The 15,725-nt window shown below is 58.9% G+C and carries 12 protein-coding genes and 1 pseudogene; 3 read left to right on the top strand and 10 right to left on the bottom strand.

Annotation, left to right across the window (positions count from 1 at the left end):
- Nucleotides 1-70: 70 nt before the first annotated feature.
- Nucleotides 71-1,282, top strand: coding sequence for a plasmid replication protein RepC (gene repC / locus BOO69_RS22795; RefSeq protein ID WP_071974448.1), 1,212 nt, complete (start codon nucleotides 71-73; stop codon nucleotides 1,280-1,282).
- 180 nt (nucleotides 1,283-1,462) lie between these two features.
- Nucleotides 1,463-3,631, top strand: a complete 2,169-nt coding sequence (locus BOO69_RS22790) for a ParB/RepB/Spo0J family partition protein (protein ID WP_071974434.1) — start codon at nucleotides 1,463-1,465, stop codon at nucleotides 3,629-3,631.
- 88 nt (nucleotides 3,632-3,719) lie between these two features.
- On the opposite strand, the gene BOO69_RS23160 is transcribed toward BOO69_RS22790, so the two are convergent.
- The 10 genes from BOO69_RS23160 to BOO69_RS22745 all read right to left on the bottom strand — a co-directional run bounded on the left by BOO69_RS23160 (nucleotide 3,720) and on the right by BOO69_RS22745 (nucleotide 14,121).
- Entirely contained in the window at nucleotides 3,720-3,872 is a 153-nt protein-coding gene (locus BOO69_RS23160) for a hypothetical protein (protein ID WP_172839583.1), read from the bottom strand.
- A 98-nt stretch (nucleotides 3,873-3,970) separates the two neighbouring features.
- On the bottom strand, nucleotides 3,971-4,822 hold the full coding sequence (locus BOO69_RS22785) for a TniQ family protein (protein ID WP_071974399.1): 852 nt from the start codon (nucleotides 4,820-4,822) through the stop codon (nucleotides 3,971-3,973).
- Nucleotides 4,819-5,700 carry a TniB family NTP-binding protein gene (locus BOO69_RS22780; protein WP_071974398.1) on the bottom strand — a complete coding sequence of 294 codons (882 nt, stop codon included), beginning with the start codon at nucleotides 5,698-5,700 and terminating at the stop codon, nucleotides 4,819-4,821. Before BOO69_RS22780 ends, BOO69_RS22785 begins: the two co-directional genes overlap by 4 nt.
- Before the next feature lie 12 nt (nucleotides 5,701-5,712).
- Entirely contained in the window at nucleotides 5,713-7,326 is a 1,614-nt protein-coding gene (locus BOO69_RS22775) for a Mu transposase C-terminal domain-containing protein (RefSeq protein WP_071974397.1), read from the bottom strand.
- A gap of 344 nt (nucleotides 7,327-7,670) precedes the next feature.
- Nucleotides 7,671-8,870, bottom strand: a complete 1,200-nt coding sequence (gene pcaF, locus BOO69_RS22770; protein WP_071974433.1) for a 3-oxoadipyl-CoA thiolase — start codon at nucleotides 8,868-8,870, stop codon at nucleotides 7,671-7,673.
- Nucleotides 8,871-8,872: 2 nt separating this feature from the next.
- Nucleotides 8,873-9,793, bottom strand: coding sequence for an FAD-binding protein (locus tag BOO69_RS22765; protein WP_071974432.1), 921 nt, complete (start codon nucleotides 9,791-9,793; stop codon nucleotides 8,873-8,875).
- Nucleotides 9,793-10,551 carry an electron transfer flavoprotein subunit beta/FixA family protein gene (locus tag BOO69_RS22760; RefSeq protein WP_009827023.1) on the bottom strand — a complete coding sequence of 253 codons (759 nt, stop codon included), beginning with the start codon at nucleotides 10,549-10,551 and terminating at the stop codon, nucleotides 9,793-9,795. The genes BOO69_RS22765 and BOO69_RS22760 overlap by 1 nt, the downstream gene beginning before the upstream one ends.
- A 76-nt stretch (nucleotides 10,552-10,627) precedes the next feature.
- Entirely contained in the window at nucleotides 10,628-11,404 is a 777-nt protein-coding gene (locus BOO69_RS22755) for an SDR family NAD(P)-dependent oxidoreductase (RefSeq protein WP_009827024.1), read from the bottom strand.
- Between the two features lie 51 nt (nucleotides 11,405-11,455).
- A complete protein-coding gene (locus BOO69_RS22750; RefSeq protein ID WP_071974431.1) occupies nucleotides 11,456-13,093 on the bottom strand; it encodes a flavin-containing monooxygenase in 1,638 nt (545 codons plus the stop codon).
- Nucleotides 13,094-13,218: 125 nt separating this feature from the next.
- Nucleotides 13,219-14,121 (bottom strand): alpha/beta hydrolase, encoded by a 903-nt coding sequence (locus BOO69_RS22745; protein WP_071974447.1) that lies wholly within the window; start codon nucleotides 14,119-14,121, stop codon nucleotides 13,219-13,221.
- A 287-nt stretch (nucleotides 14,122-14,408) separates the two neighbouring features.
- On the opposite strand from BOO69_RS22745, the pseudogene BOO69_RS22740 reads away from it, so the two are divergent.
- Nucleotides 14,409-15,436: pseudogene (locus BOO69_RS22740) on the top strand (IS110 family RNA-guided transposase).
- The last annotated feature ends 289 nt before the right edge of the window (nucleotides 15,437-15,725 follow it).

The following is a 15,725-nucleotide window of genomic DNA, read 5'->3' as shown; positions in this document are numbered from 1 at the left end:
TTCTGGCCCCTACCCCGCAAGCGCAAAGCGATTCGCGGGCCGTACAAATTTTGCCTTCGTGAACGTTTTCATGGAGTACACACCGATTTCGCCGTTTATGCGGCCGATCTCGCACGCCCATCTGCGCCTGATCGAGCGACCCGAGGCATCTGTTCCGGGCAGACCCGTCAACAAGTGGGAACTCCTGCGCGAGCTCTCCAAGGCGCAAGCGGCCTTTGGCGTGTCAGAACGTGATTTGACTGTTTTGCAGGGGCTCCTCAGCTTCTTTCCAGACGATGCACTTGGCGGGAACGCCGAGATGGTAGTCTTCCCCTCGAACAAGGCGATCTGTGAGCGCCTGAATGGTATGCCCTGCTCCACTATGCGTCGTCACCTCGCGCGTCTTGTCGAGGCTGGTTTGCTCCAGCGGCGTGATAGCCCCAATGGAAAGCGCTACGTCCGCAAGCACGGCGAAGAGCGCGTCGCCTTTGGCTTCGATCTTTCCCCGCTCTACTCCCAGTCCGAGGAGATCGCACGGGCCGCAGAGGCCGTACGTGAGGCTGAGGAGCGCGTCAGGCGTCTGAGAGAGGTTGTAAGCCTCATGCGGCGTGATCTCGCGGCCCTCGCGGAGTTCGGAGACGAGATGCAGCCAGGCCTAGGCATCTGGGACCAGCTTCGTGACAAGGCTATCCTCACAGCGCGCGCGCTTCGTCGCAAGCTTTCAATTGAAGACCTCGCGGCCTATCGAGCCGATCTTGAAGCTCTCCTCGACCAGGCACGCAACATCATTGATGGCTCTGAAACAGAAGAAATGAACACCAATGATGCCCGATCTGAGCGTCACCATCATAATTCAAATAAAAAATCTATAGATCTTGAACCTGCTTTAGAAAAAAGCGGGGCGGCGGATGGCGTGCCAGATGTGGACAGGGATGAGCCCGTGGCTGACGTCGATGAACAGGACACAAGACACCTGCTAAAGATCCCGCTGCACCTGGTGATCGCGGCATGTCCCTCGCTCAGGACCTTCTACCAAGGCGAAATCCGGCATTGGCACCAGCTTTTCGATGCGGCGTGCCATGTGCGACCAGCCATGGGGATCAGTGCATCTGCATGGGAAGAAGCGCAGCGGTTCATGGGTCCGGAGCAAGCGTCGATCGTCGTTTCTGCCATGCTGGAACGCTTTGAGGACATCAGATCGCCTGGTGGATACTTGCGAGCTCTGACTGCCAAAGCTGTGGCCGGTGAGTTTTCCTGTGGGCCGATGGTCATGGCATTGATTGGACGACGATCTGCAGCTTAACAGCTGTTAAGGTTGAGAGACTGCGTACTGTTCCGCCACCTCGGGATTGACGACTTAACAGCTGTTAAGGTCCTGTCTCGGGAGTGTCAGAACAGGAGAGTGAAAGGTTTGTTGGTTGGAGGGGTGACGGGAAGTGAGATCGGAAGAGTGGCTTCCGGCGCCCGTCGTGGAGAAGATCTGATGGCGAAATCTGCCCAGAAAGTCACCCTATCCCCGTCCCGAGACATTCCCTTCGACAAGCTCGTGCTGAGCCAGTCCAACGTCCGGCGCATCAAGGCCGGCATCTCGGTCGAGGAACTGGCCGAAGACATCGCCCGCCGCGGGTTGCTGCAGAGCCTGAGCGTTCGGCCCGTTCTAGCGGATGACGGGTCCGAGACCGGCAAGTTCGAAATCCCCGCTGGCGGCCGTCGCTTCCAAGCACTCTCGCTCCTGGTGAAGCAGAAGCGTCTGGCCAAGACGACGCCCATCCCCTGCATCGTACGGGATGCCACTTCCGCGATCCTCGCCGAAGACGACTCGCTCGCTGAGAACATGCAGCGTGCAGCCCTGCATCCGCTCGACCAGTTCCGCGCCTTCGTTGCTTTGCGGGAGAAGGGTCAAGGCGATGAAGAGATCGCAGCCGCCTTCTTCGTCACGCCGCAGGTGGTGAAACAGCGCCTGAAACTCGCCGCCGTGGCCCCTGCCCTGCTCGAGCTCTACGCCGAGGACGAGATGACGCTGGAGCAGCTGATGGCCTTCACGGTCAATCCGGATCACGAGCGTCAGGTTCAGGTCTGGGAGGCGATCAAGTCTTCGTGGAACAAGGAGCCCTATCAGATCCGGCGCATGTTGACGGAAACCTCGGTGCGGGCTTCTGACCGGCGTGCCGTCTTTGTCGGCGTCGACGCCTATGAATCTGCTGGCGGCACCATGTTGCACGATCTGTTTCAGGGAGACGATGGCGGCTGGCTCGAAGACCCCACCCTTCTCGATCGTCTGGTCAGCGGGAAGCTTCAGGCTGAAGCCGAAGCGATCGTGGCCGAAGGTTGGAAATGGATCGAGGTCTCGCTCGACCTGCCCTATGGCTACAGCCACGGTTTGCGGCGGCTGAGCGGAGACCCGGCGCCCATGACGGATGGCGAAGGCGCGGCCCATGCCAAGCTGCTCGCCGAATACCGGGCGCTCGAAGAGGAATATGAGGGCCAGGATGAATTCCCCGAAGAGATCGACGCACGTCTTGGCGAGTTGGTAGTCGCGATGGAGAAGCTCGAGGTTCGGCCGCTGATCTTCGACGGTGAGGAGATCGCGCGGGCTGGGGCTTTTGTCACGCTTGACCGCTATGGCGAGCTTGCTGTCTATCGGGGCTTCGTACGGCCCGAGGATGAGCCACGGGCAGACGTCGACGTCCACAGCGGTGAACAGGCGGCAGACGGGCAGGGCGCTGAGCTTTCAGCGGCGAGCAGCGCGGATGGTGTCGGCCACGGCACAGTGATCACCTCTGCCGGTCAGGCGCTTGGCGACAACGTGCCCGACGACGAGGACGATGGTGCGTTGAAGCCCTTGCCTGAGCGGTTGGTCATGGAGTTGACGGCGCACCGCACTCTGGCGTTGCGGGAAGCTGTCGGTCGTTCTCCCGACGTCGCCCTGACTCTTCTGCTCCTGAAGCTCGTCAACGACACCTTCCGGACATCCAGTTCGGCCGGCAGCTGCCTCGAGGCTTCGGTGCGTCACGTCTACATGTCGGCGCAGGCGAGCGATCTAAAGGATAGCGTGGTGGCCAAGCTGGTCGACGATCGCCAAACGGAGTGGGAGGCCGACTTGCCGCTCGGCGATGATGCCGTTCTGTGGGACTACCTGGCTTCCCTCGATCAGGCGAGCCGGCTGTCCCTGCTCGCGCATTGCCTCAGCTTCGGGATCAACGCGCTCCATGAGAAGGTGAACCCTTATGGTGCCGGTATCTGCGCCAGCGGTCTGACCAGGCGGATGACCCAGTCCGACTTGGTGGCACAGGCGGTCGAACTCGACATGGTCGAGGCGGGCTGGAAGTCGACGGCCGATACCTACCTGAACCGCGTGCCCAAGGTCCGAATCCTCGAGGCCGTGCGCGAGGCGAAAGGGGAGGGGACGGCGCAACTCCTCGATCACCTGAAGAAGGGTGAGATGGCGACCGAAGCTGAGCGTCTGCTGAAAGGCACCGGCTGGTTGCCGGAGGTTCTTCGCCGTCACGATCCGGCGGCACTGGACGGTGCAGAAGGGCAGGGGGGGGCTGAGCCCGTTTCCGACACCGATCAGACCGAGGATGTCGACCTTCCAGCCTTCCTCACCGCTGACCTGCCGGGTGATGATGCGTCGATGATGGCTTCGGAGTGATCTGAGCTGTCACTTGGCACTTAAATGTGAGAATGCGGCCGTTCCGAGTATTCTTGGCATTTTAATATGAGAATCATTTGGCCGTTTCTCATATCAATTGGAACTGTTGGGGCGGTCCCCACTCGAGAGCTGGGGCGACCAAATGGTCAGTTGCCATGACAAATCGGTTCTTGTTTTCTCCCATCATGTGCCCTTGCAGCATCTTCAGCATCGGTGGTCCTGCGCGGTCGATGATCGCCACGCCTGCCAAGAGCGCGGTGTCACTTGGCACTTAAATGTGAGAATGCGGCCGTTCCGAGTATTCTTGGCATTTTAATATGAGAATCATTTGGCCGTTTCTCATATCAATTGGAACTGTTGGGGCGGTCCCCACTCGAGAGCTGGGGCGACCAAATGGTCAGTTGCCATGACAAATCGGTTCTTGTTTTCTCCCATCATGTGCCCTTGCAGCATCTTCAGCATCGGTGGTCCTGCGCGGTCGATGATCGCCACGCCTGCCAAGAGCGCGGGACGGACGTGTAGCGGCAGAATGGGGTGCTTTGGCGAGAACGGGAACGCGGTCTCTTTGGTTAGAAGGTCATCGAAATCGGGAACGATGGCGCCAAGGAGACGGTAGCGCCAAAAATCGCAATCGCGAGGGGGTGGCCAGGGGATGCGGCGCATGAGCAAGAGTCGCGCAATCTCCAGCGGTGGCAGCCATGTTTCCACGCGGCGTTCTGCGTGGTTATCCAACAAGGCCTCACCGCGACGTGCTGCCGCGCGATATGGTGCAAGTGTCCGATCGCCATCGCTGGTGGTCTTGTCCTGGTAGTGTTCCCCACAGTGCGGGCAAGTGATCCTCCAACCTTGCAATTCGCTTCGAAGGACTGGCAGTAGATCAGCACCAGAATGAGTGCAACGCGCGCAACGCTGCATCGGACCCTTGGAAATGAAGCGGTGAGCGGCTTTCGGGGCGTCTGCGAAGCTCAGGCTGCGTACAAGTTTCGGGCCCACGCCGAACATCCCCGCAATCCGGTCCGTCTGCGCTTTCGTCAGCGACAGGTCGATTGCCCCATGCGATGTCGCCTCCGGTAGCCCATGGCGCAGCATGGTCAATGGTGTGACCCCATAGAAGTCCGCGTGGCGATTAATCCAGGATGACAGGACTTCGCCGGGCAGGGGTGACAAGGTGACGGGCAGGGGTCCTGTCATGCGAAGGCTGCCTCGGTGTCAAACGCGGGCACCCAGGCCTCGACGGCGCCGTCGGTGATGTGTTCGGTCCCGCTTTCGATGGCCTCGATCGCAAGACTGCCCAACATCTGGAAGATGTTCGCCGTGATGCCGTCCGTTATCTGCAGAATGCGCCGCAGGGATTTAGGCGTCAGCACAGTAGGTCGCCGCAATGGCGTATTGCGCAGGATCGACGCAATCAACGTCTCGAAGTTCTCATTGGCGGCCCAACGGTTCAGGGTGAGTTGCTCGAAGCGGCGCGCAAGCTGAACGTCGCCGCCGATGGCTTCCCGGGCGTCGTTCACGCCGAAGCAGACCAGGGAGATTTGGAGCCGATTGCTGATAAAGCGCAGCATGTTGAGCACGATACGTTGCTCTCGATAGGTCCCGGCAAGGATGTTGTGGACCTCGTCGATGACCAGAACCTGGGTGCCGATGGCCTTCATGATCCGCAGCGTCGCCTGTTCCATCTGGGCAATATCGGCCCGTGGTGCCTGCGGTGCACCGAGGAGGGAAAGCAGTTCACCATAGAACCGCCGCTCGCCGGGGCGGCTGACCATTTCCATGGCCAGGACCGGTGTCATCAGAATGCCGGTCCGGCGAGCGAGATGTGGCGGATGCTGGTCACGGAAGCGTTGCATGATCATGGTCTTTCCCATCCCGCTATCGCCGTAAATCGCGACAGACGGCATGCGGGGGCCTCTCGGATGATCAAGAAGCGCCTCAAGGCGATCGAGGGCTTGCTTCGCGCGAGGGTAGAGAACCCAACGGCGGGACCTGATGGCGCGAATGCGTCCTGCCTGGGGTTCAGACAGCAGGGCCGCCGCGTCGGCGGTCAGATGAGGGTGATCGTTCGTCATATTGGCTCCAGCTCATTCGATGTCCTCAACAAAAGGCACCGGTTTGCTGGAGTCGACACCACGGAGCGTGCCCGTGTCCCGGAGGTCGTCGGCACGCCTCGGCTGAGCCTTGCCGCGCCGCGCGGCCGCGGTTTTTTTGACGGCCTTGTCAACCAACTTCCGCTGTTCGAGCGCGGTCCTCACAACCGCGCGGCTATCGACTTCTCGCCGCCCTTTCTCACGCAGGGTGCGCCGCGCCGTCAAAGCCTCGTGCAGGGAAATGGGTGCCAGGGTCAGGTCCGCGTAGCGGGCTTCGACGAAGTTGCCCGAGGGCCGCCGCACGAACACGCGCGACATGTCACGCGGATCATACTTCACGAGAAGCCGCCGCTCTGTCCGGCCGACATCGGCGCTGAGTGCGGCTGACCAGTAGCGCAGATCGAACAGGTGAATGCCGGTCGGACGCAAGGTCCGCTCCTGTTCCGGCAGGAAAGAGACCCAGAACTGCAGTCGATCTTCCGGCAGCCGCAGCGGGATCTCACCTTCGTGGTCCCGCCAGACCGCAAGGGGAGGGCGGCTCAGCGAACTGTGGATGGACTGATGATAGGACCCGACAATGTCGAGGGCGATATAGCGCTCCAACTCCCGCAAGGTCAGCGCCGCATGTTTCTTTGAATCATACTCCGCGAGGTCCTGAGCGTTGCTGAAGGTCGTACCGGGCAAAAGGTGCAGCCGTCCCATCTGGGTGCCGATCAGCCGCTCGATATGCCCGCCGAAGCGCGGTGTCCCCGGCGGTCGCCAGTCGATCGCGATGCCCGCATTCTCGCAGCCACGTTTGAAGGCGCGACTCCGGAAATCCGCGCCGTTGTCCACATGAACTCGGTCGGGAAGGCCGGCCACCGGCCAGGGCTCTTCGATTTCGCGCGCTTTGAGCCAGGCCGTCTTGTCATAGACCGAATGCAGCAAGCAGAGGCTCGTCGAAAGCCGGGATGGCGCATCCATGGTCAGGTAGAACCCTGTCACCATTCGGCTGAAGACATCCATGGCCAGGGTCAGCCAAGGTCGTCCGATCGGTTCCCGGGTTTCCTCATCGACGACAAAGATATCGGCTTTCGTGTGATCGATCTGAACAATCTCGAGGGGTCGAGTGGTGCTCAGTGTTCCCGGGACTGGCGTCGTTGCTTTTACGGTCCGCGTTTCGCCCCGGCGCTGCGCCCGGTGGCGCAGGTCCAGGTCGCCCAGACGCCGCTCGATTGTTCGACGATGCGGCGGTTTCAATCCTTCCGCATCGCAATCCGTTTCAATGTCCCGCACCAACTGCGAGACCGTCGGCCGGGTTGGTTTCAGATAGTATTTGCGGATTGCCTTCTCGATGATCTCCTCGCGTCGAGCATCCAAAGCGCGATGGCCCGCCGGGCGTCCGCGCTTGGTCTCAACGAGCGACATCACGGTTCCGTCCGCCCGAAAGCGTCTTAGCAGACGGTAGGTCGTCGCTTGGCTGACCTGCAGTTCGGAAGCAAGATCGGCAATAGCGTTCACGGTTGACTGACCGGAAGCGGTCTCCAGGAACCTGCGTATCGCGGCCGCACGGCGGCACGCTTCTGCCCACAGGGCGTCGTCTACCTCGTCTGGAAGTGGTTCGGTCACAGTGAAAACCCGACAAAATCGGAGCCACGATTATTGAATTAAGTGCTAAAGTCCAGTCTCCATCATCAATTTAAGTGCCAATTCTCATATTTAAGTGCAAAGTTAAGCTATTGAAATCAGGGAGAGCGCATTATCAGCTTTAAGTGCTAAGTGACACCGTCTCGCAAACATTATGGGCCGTTCAATCGTTCTTTCAGGAAAGGGCGGCACCGGAGAGAGGTTCCGGTACCGCCAGGGTATCGCCCACAGGGAGGTGGTAGAGGGCGAATTCTACACGGAAAATTTGGGGTCGACCAATAATCGCGTAATCATGATTATGGTAATTTTTAGGCTGTCACGGCACCTCAGACAGCTTCGAGTGCGATTGCAATTCCCTGTCCCACGCCAATACACATGGTCGACAACGACTTTTCTCCAGGTTTGAGGTCCAGCATCGCTGAGCCGGTGATGCGGGCACCCGACATGCCAAGCGGATGGCCGAGAGCAATAGCGCCGCCGTTTGGGTTCACGCGGGCATCATCATCCGCGATCCCCAGGTGCCGTAGTGTGGCCAGACCCTGCGAAGCAAAGGCTTCGTTAAGTTCGATCACCGAGAAGTCTTCTTGTTTCAGTCCAAGTCGCGCCATCAGCTTTTTCGACGCCGGTGCCGGCCCGAAACCCATGATGCGCGGTGCAACGCCGGCGGTTGCGCCGCCCAAGACCCTTGCGACCGGCGTGAGGCCAAATTTTTTTGCGACGTCGCTGGTGGCAAGGATCAATGCTGCGGCACCATCGTTCACGCCTGAAGAATTCCCTGCGGTTACCGTGCCATCCGCTTTTACGAAAGTTTTCAGTTGGGCGAGCGCTTCCAAAGTCGTACTCGCGCGAGGGTGTTCATCCTGTACGACGATCTTTGGCTCCCCCTTTCGCTGAGGAATCTCTACCGGGACAATTTCACGGGCCAAACGACCGTTCGCCATAGCAACGCTCGCCTTTTGCTGGGAATGTAGGGCGAAAGCATCTTGGTCGGCGCGGTTGATGCCGAAGACTTCAGCCACGTTTTCGGCCGTTTCAGGCATACTGTCGACGCCGTATTGGCTCTTCATCAGTCTATTGACGAAGCGCCAGCCGATGGTGGTGTCTTCCACACTATTCTCGCGCGAGAATGCAGTTGTAGCTTTTGGCATCACAAACGGAGCACGAGACATGCTTTCCACACCGCCAGCAACAATGAGATCGGCTTCTCCAGCTTTGATCGCGCGGGCGGCTGTGATTACGGCGTCCATACCCGATCCGCACAACCGGTTCATCGTCGTGCCAGGGACACAATCCGGAAATCCCGCGAGTAGCAGCGACATGCGTGCGACGTTGCGGTTGTCCTCGCCCGCCTGGTTGGCGCAGCCGAAAATCACTTCGTCAATGGCCGCTAGATCTAGCTTCGGGTTTCGGCTGGCCAGGGCCCTGAGTGGGATTGCACCAAGATCGTCGGCTCGCACAGAAGAAAGCGCGCCGCCATAGCGACCAATTGGTGTGCGGATGTAATCGCAGATGTAGACGTTTGTCATTCTTAGAGTGCCTTTGTCATATCCGGGACGGCGTCGAGCAGGTCTGCGACCAGGCCGTAGTCGGCGACCTGGAAGATCTGGGCCTCTTCATCCTTGTTGATGGCGACGATGACCTTGCTGTCCTTCATGCCTGCAAGGTGTTGAATTGCCCCGGAAATCCCGACCGCGATGTACAGCTCGGGCGCCACGACCTTGCCGGTCTGGCCGACCTGCCAGTCGTTCGGTGCGAACCCGCTATCCACCGCCGCGCGCGAGGCGCCGACGGCAGCACCCAGTTTGTCCGCAAGTGCTTCAATAATCGCGAAATTTTCCTCGGAACCGACGCCGCGCCCGCCCGAGACCACGACCTTGGCCGAGGTCAGTTCCGGACGATCCGACGCCGCGACCTTGTCCTCGACCCAGGCGCTCAGGCCCGCGTTGCCGGCTGCTGCGATGGCCTCGACGGCGGCCGAGCCACCCTGGCCAGCCGCGTCGAAGGCGGTGGTGCGGACGGTCAGTAACTTCTTGGAATCGTTGGACTTTACCGTCTGCATCGCGTTGCCCGCGTAGATCGGGCGCTCGAACGTGGACCCGTCCAGGATGGCCGTCACGTCCGACAGAACCATCACATCCAGCAGCGCCGCAACGCGCGGCAGGATGTTTTTCGCGCTTGCCGTGGAGGGAGCAACGATATGTTCATAATTGCCTGCCAGGCTGACCACCAGATCGGCGACCGGCTCGGCCAGGCCGTTGGCGTAGGCCGCGTCATCCGCGACCACAACCTTCGCCACGCCGTCGATCTGCGACGCGGCCTGACCCGCAGCAGCAGGGCCCGCAACCAGAACGGTCACATCGCCCAGCGATTTGGCAGCGGTCACCGCCTTGGCGGTGGCGTCCAGCGCCAGCGCGCCACCGGCGATTTCTGCAAGGAGAAGAACAGCCATTACACGATCCCCTTTTCTTTCAGTTTCGACACCAGCTCGTCGACCGAGCCGACCATCTCGCCTGCCGACCGTGCGGCGGGCTCGGCGGTTTTCACAATCTCCAGGCGCGGGGTGACATCGACGCCGTAATCGGCGGCGGTCTTCTCATCCAGCGGCTTCTTCTTGGCCTTCATGATGTTGGGCAGCGAGGCATAGCGCGGCTCGTTCAGGCGCAAATCGGCGGTGACGATCGCCGGCAGCTTGACCTTGATCGTCTGCAACCCGCCATCCACTTCGCGGGTCACGACGGCATGATCGCCTTCGATCCCGACCTCGGAGGCATAGGTCGCCTGGCCCCAGCCCAGCAGCGCCGCCAGCATCTGGCCGGTGGCGTTCATGTCATTGTCGATCGCCTGCTTGCCCGCGATCACCAGGCCCGGCGCCTCGGCGTCGATCACGGCCTTCAGGATCTTGGCCACCGCCAGCGGCTCGATGTCCTGGTGCACGTCATCGGCGGCCACAACCAGGATCGCCCGGTCCGCGCCCATCGCCAGCGCCGTGCGCAGCGTTTCCTGCGCCTGCTTCACGCCGATCGAGACGACGACAACCTCGTCCGCCTTGCCCGCTTCCTTCAGCCGGATCGCCTCTTCGACCGCAATCTCGTCGAACGGGTTCATCGACATCTTCACATTCGCGAGATCAACTCCGCTCCCGTCCGCCTTAACGCGAACCTTCACGTTGTGGTCAATTAGGCGTTTTATAGGAGCAATTATTTTCATTGGCTTTTATCGTTTTCAAAATTTGCAATGGTGGTAACGGCCCGGATTCCGAGCCGTTACTCGGGATGGGTCCCTGTCAATTCGCAGTATAACCGCCATCTACTACAATCTCTGCTCCGTGAACGAACGATGACTCATCCGATGCGAGGAACAGGACCGCATTCGAAACCTCTTCAGGTTTGCTTGGTCGCTTGAGCAGCGTCGCCCCCAGAATTGCCTGCCGGGTAACTTCGTCGGCGTGTAGCAGATCTTTTGTCATGGGAGTATCGATGACACCGGGATGGATCGAATTCACGCGTATGCCACTTTCAGCCAGGTCGACTGCGCAGGATTTCGTCAACATCCGTACGGCGCCTTTGGATCCAATGTAGGCTCCCGCCGAAGCGGCTCCAACAATCCCATAGATTGAAGAAATATTGATAATAGATGCCTTTTCGGCCTCTTTCATCAATGGAACCGCGGCTCGGATGCCGAGATAAATACCGCGTACATTGACGTTGAACGTCATGTCAAATTCGTCAGGCGAGGTTTCGTGGAGCGGCTTAAGAATGAGAATGCCAGCGTTGTTCACTAGCACATCAAGCCGACCAGCACTTGATTGCACCGTAGAGATGACATTCTTCCAATCTTCTTCAAGCGTCACGTCATGTTGAATGAATTCCGCCTTCCCTCCGGCTTCAATGATACCTTTCACTACGCTTTCAGCCGCTTCCGTGTCACGGTCGGTTACAAATACATGCGCACCTTCACGTGCCAGCGTTTCACAATGGGCTTTTCCCATGCCCATCGCTCCACCTGTTACCAGTGCGACTTTTCCGAATACCCTTCCCAAATCTCTCTCCCTAGTTTTCATGAACAAATTTAATTGGTTCCGCCGGGGATTCTTGATGCCCGGCGGAATTCTTTACACCTTCTCGGCAGTGCGGTTGCGGATCAGGGATGTATAACCTTCCTCCTTCACTGCATTAATGGCATTTCGGTAATTGCCAATCCCGGCCATGTAGAACATTACTGCATTCTTCTTTCCGGGGATATTTGCGCCGAAGATCCAGCTTTCAGCTTTGGGGAAGAGTGTCATGTCGGCGATTTCACGACAGGTGCGAACCCAAGCATCGCGCGCTTCCACGGTTGGCTCCACACTTTGAACCCCCTCTTTTTCCATTGCGCAAATCGTGTCAGCGATCCATTCAACTTGCGTCTCAATGCTGGGGGGCAGGTTAGTGAAGGGGCCATTAGGGCCAAGGATCATGAAGAAGTTAGGGAAGTCTACCTCCATCATGCCGAGGTAACCGAGTGGGCCTTCCTTCCAAGTGTCGCGCATGGTCACGCCTCCGCGTCCGCGGAGGTCCATTTTGACGTAATTGCCGTCGACCGCATCGAAACCAGTGGCAAAGATTACGATGTCAAGCTCATGCTCCTCGCCGCTTTCGAGACGAATGCCGTTCGGAGTGAACTCTGCGATCGGATCGGCCTTCACGTCGGCGAGGGTCACGTTGTCTCGGTTGTAGACCTCGTAATAGTTGTTTCCGCAAAGCGGGCGCTTGGCGTAAAGGTCCTTCGGCGTCAGTTTCTCTGCGACCTTGGGGTCCTTCACGATTTTCTTGATTTTGCCCTTGATGAAGTCAGCGGCCGCATCATTGGCCACTTGGCTGGTCGCAATATCGCAAAAGGTGCCAAACATGAAATAGAAACCACCGCCGCGCTGCCAGGCGGCTTCGAAGACCCGCTCCCGTTCCTCGGGCGAGGCGGTTTCGGCGGGTTCGGCGCTTTCTTCGAAGCCGAAGGCCACAACAGAATTCTTCACTTGATTCCAGATATTATCGTAGTTCGCCTTTTGCTCGGCGATGGTAGCATCGTCTTGCGGGGTGTTCCCAATCGGCACGACATATTGTGCAGAGCGCTGAAAAACAGTCAGGTGTTTTGCAATTGGTGCCGTTGCAGTGATAACCTGAACACCCGTCGAGCCGGTGCCGATAATGCCCACGCGTTTGTTGCTCAAGTCCACTCCCTCGGGCCAGGCACCTGTGTGTAAGATACGGCCTTTGAAATCATCGATGCCCTTGAATTTTGGAACATTCGTTGCGGACAAGAGACCGAGGCCAGTGACAAGGTATTTGGCGGTAACTGTCTCACCACTATCAGTGATCACGTTCCAGAGACCGGTTTTTTCATTATAGTGCGCGCCGTCCACCTTGGTGTCGAACTTGTAGCTGCGTCGGAGATCGAGATGATCCGCCACCTCGTTCATGTATTCGAGGATCTCGGGCTGGGTCAGATACCGCGTTTTCCAGCGGCCTTTTTGAAGCAACTCTTTGTCAAAAGAATAGCGGTAGACATAGCTTTCCGTGTCCGACAGCGCACCGGGATATCGGTTCCACCACCAGGTGCCGCCAACGTCACTGGCGCTGTCATAGCCCCGGACGTTCAGTCCCTGCTCGTTGCGAAGTTTGTGGACGGCGTAAAGCCCGCCGAAGCCCGCGCCAATGACGACTGCGTCGTAATCCGCTCCGGATGTTTTAGTAATCTCAGTCTGAATGTTCATGTCACTCCTCCCAGAGTAAGACTGCTCCGCCCCGCAGTTTGCGGGTGAGATGGCAGATGAATGTGTCGTAGGGGTTTCTCTCGCACCGCACCGCACCGCACCGCAATGCAGTGCGAGTACAGGTGTCAGAGGGCCTGATACCATGCGGCGATGCGACCAAGTTCCTCGTTCGCCTCGGGCGCGCGTCCCGAAAGCGCGGGAAAGACATGCTGCATGCCTTCGACGATAGACAGGGTCACATTTACGCCCTGTGCCTTGGCCTTTTCGTGCAACCGCTCGGCATCGCTCCTAAGCGTCTCAGCCCCTCCGGCATTGATATAAAGCGGCGGGTAACCGGTGAAATCGTTCTCCAGCGGGTTGGCCAACGGATTAAGCGGATCCGTGCCTTCACCGAGGAACATCCCCGCCATCGCTTCGAGGATCGGTTTGCCGACTAGCGCATCGGTTTCCGCGTTGGTTTCCAGTGTTTCCCCGCGCATCGCCATGTCGAGCCAGGGCGAATAGGCGATGACCGCTCCGGGCAGTGGCAACCCAAGTTCGCGTAACTTCAGCACGCTGGCGATGGCAAGATTGCCGCCAGCACTGTCGCCAGCCGTCAGAATATTTCTTGCCTTGAAACCCTTATCCAGCAGCGCTTTGTATGCGGCTACTGCATCTTCGATCTGCGCCGGAAATGGGTGCTCGGGTGCGCGCCGATAGTGCAGGATCACCGACGTAACCCCAAGCACCTTAGCGAGGTGCCCTGCCATTTTTCGATGACTATCGGCTGAGCCGACGGCAAAGCCGCCACCATGAGTGTAAACAATTACACGCGAGGTATCTGCCCCGGCTGGTAGGGCCCAGATAGCCTCAACTCCTCCGACATGATCGCTTTTGTAGCTAACGTTTTCCGGCTCTAGTGCGGGCTGCCCCCATTCATCGAACATGCTGCGCAGGTTCGCGATCGTCAGGTCTGGGTTCTCGACCATCTGATCGGTCCAATTCTGATAAAGCGCCCGCAGCGTATCGGCTTCTCTACTGATTTCCATGTTTATCCTCCCAAGCATAACATTTGGCAAAGCCACCAACTGACGTCGCCAATCTCGAAGACGTCAAACGGTCAACGGCATACGCCAATTATCTCAGAGTAAGGGCGAAAAATGCGCCATGTATTGAACAATCCTGCTTTGGAAATAGTATGATCGTGCTCAGCCTGTCGTGAGGCAGATATGCCCGTTACTAGGCTCTGTTGATGGCGTGGATACCCCCTCCCGACGGCATCGCAATGTGCCACTATGATGAGCGTTAAAAGCCATCACAGAAGGAAGGAGCATCTATGTCCGAAATTAAAATTATCGGTGTCGACTTGGCAAAGCGCGTTATCCAGTTGCATGGTGCGTACAATGATGGGTCAGTCGCGTTTCGCAAAAAGCTTTCACGAGGCCAGTTTCTCGCGTTCGTGGCACAGCAACCCAAATGCATGATCGCCATGGAGGCGTGGCCACGGCGCATGGCTGGGGCCGCGAATTTGAGAAGCTGGGGTGCGACGTGCGGTTGATACCGCCGGTCTATGTGAAGCCGTTCGTCAAACGCCAGAAGAATGATGCGACCGATGCAGAGGCCATCTTGGAGGCTGCATTGCGTCCAACCATGCGCTTTTTCGCAGTGAAGACGGAAGATCAGCAGGCCCGTGCCATGCTGTTTCGCACGCGGCAGATGTTTGTCGGCCAGCGCCCCCAGATGATCAACGCTTTACGCGGCCACCTCGCCGAACACGGATTGGTCGCGGCCCGCGGGCCTGCCCATCTCAAGCGACTCGCGGACGCAATCGCAGGTGATGACACCGCGCTGCATGCTGAGGTTCGTGACCTCGGCCGGATGTATCTGGGGCAGATTGAGGGGCTGAATACGCGTGTTGCAGAGCTTGACGCGAAGATGCGATGTGCCGCCAAGAAAGCCGACTTGGTGCGCCGAACACAAACCATGCCGGGCGTGGTTCCTGTCACGGCGCTTGCGATCGAGACATTTGCCCGTGACCTGGCCACCTTCCGGCGCGGGTGCGATTTTGCCGCCTGGCTTGGGCTTGTGCCGAAGCAGCACTCGACGGGCGGCAAAGCCCGGCTCGGGAAGACCTCGAAGATGCGACAGCGCGACTCCGGACACTCTTGGTCTCTGGCGCTATGGCTGTCCTCCAGGCTGTCGAGCGGTTTGACACACCGAATAATGGCTGGCTGAAACGCCTACTAACCCGCAAGCCGCGCATGGGTCGCCGCGATTGCGCTGGCCAACAAGATGGCGCGTGGCCTCTGGGCCATCATAATGAAACAAGAGGATTACCGGAATCCGGTGGCGGCGATGGCATAGCGAAGACGGCATGCCACGACGTCCCGGTAAGTTGGGAGTGTGAGGAGGTCACTGAAAAGTAAGGGCAAAGGATCGATCAGATCCGGGTCAGAGAAAGCAGCATTTGTGCAGGAGCCACCGAGCTCGGTTTGTTGATATGCCTCTGGTCCGCGCATCGCCATACCGGCCCGCGGTTACATCAGCGCCGCACACAGAGGCCTGATACATGACCGCACCCGATCACACGCTCGCGCCGTTCAAAAAATCACTTGCACCAATGGGGGCATGCATGCACAAATCCCGTGTCGGA

Origin of the sequence: Sulfitobacter alexandrii, assembly GCF_001886735.1 — a bacterium.
Classification (GTDB): domain Bacteria; phylum Pseudomonadota; class Alphaproteobacteria; order Rhodobacterales; family Rhodobacteraceae; genus Sulfitobacter; species Sulfitobacter alexandrii.
This window is presented reverse-complemented; position numbering and strand designations above follow the sequence as displayed.

Coding starts and splice junctions, on each gene's coding strand:
- BOO69_RS22765 (WP_071974432.1), bottom strand. CDS start 9,793: ATGGCTGTTCTTCTCCTTGCAGAAATCGCCGGTGGCGCGCTGGCGCTG.
- pcaF (WP_071974433.1), bottom strand. CDS start 8,870: ATGACAAACGTCTACATCTGCGATTACATCCGCACACCAATTGGTCGC.
- BOO69_RS22760 (WP_009827023.1), bottom strand. CDS start 10,551: ATGAAAATAATTGCTCCTATAAAACGCCTAATTGACCACAACGTGAAG.
- repC (WP_071974448.1), top strand. CDS start 71: ATGGAGTACACACCGATTTCGCCGTTTATGCGGCCGATCTCGCACGCC.
- BOO69_RS22755 (WP_009827024.1), bottom strand. CDS start 11,404: ATGAAAACTAGGGAGAGAGATTTGGGAAGGGTATTCGGAAAAGTCGCA.
- BOO69_RS22750 (WP_071974431.1), bottom strand. CDS start 13,093: ATGAACATTCAGACTGAGATTACTAAAACATCCGGAGCGGATTACGAC.
- BOO69_RS22780 (WP_071974398.1), bottom strand. CDS start 5,700: ATGACGAACGATCACCCTCATCTGACCGCCGACGCGGCGGCCCTGCTG.
- BOO69_RS22745 (WP_071974447.1), bottom strand. CDS start 14,121: ATGGAAATCAGTAGAGAAGCCGATACGCTGCGGGCGCTTTATCAGAAT.
- BOO69_RS22785 (WP_071974399.1), bottom strand. CDS start 4,822: ATGACAGGACCCCTGCCCGTCACCTTGTCACCCCTGCCCGGCGAAGTC.
- BOO69_RS22790 (WP_071974434.1), top strand. CDS start 1,463: ATGGCGAAATCTGCCCAGAAAGTCACCCTATCCCCGTCCCGAGACATT.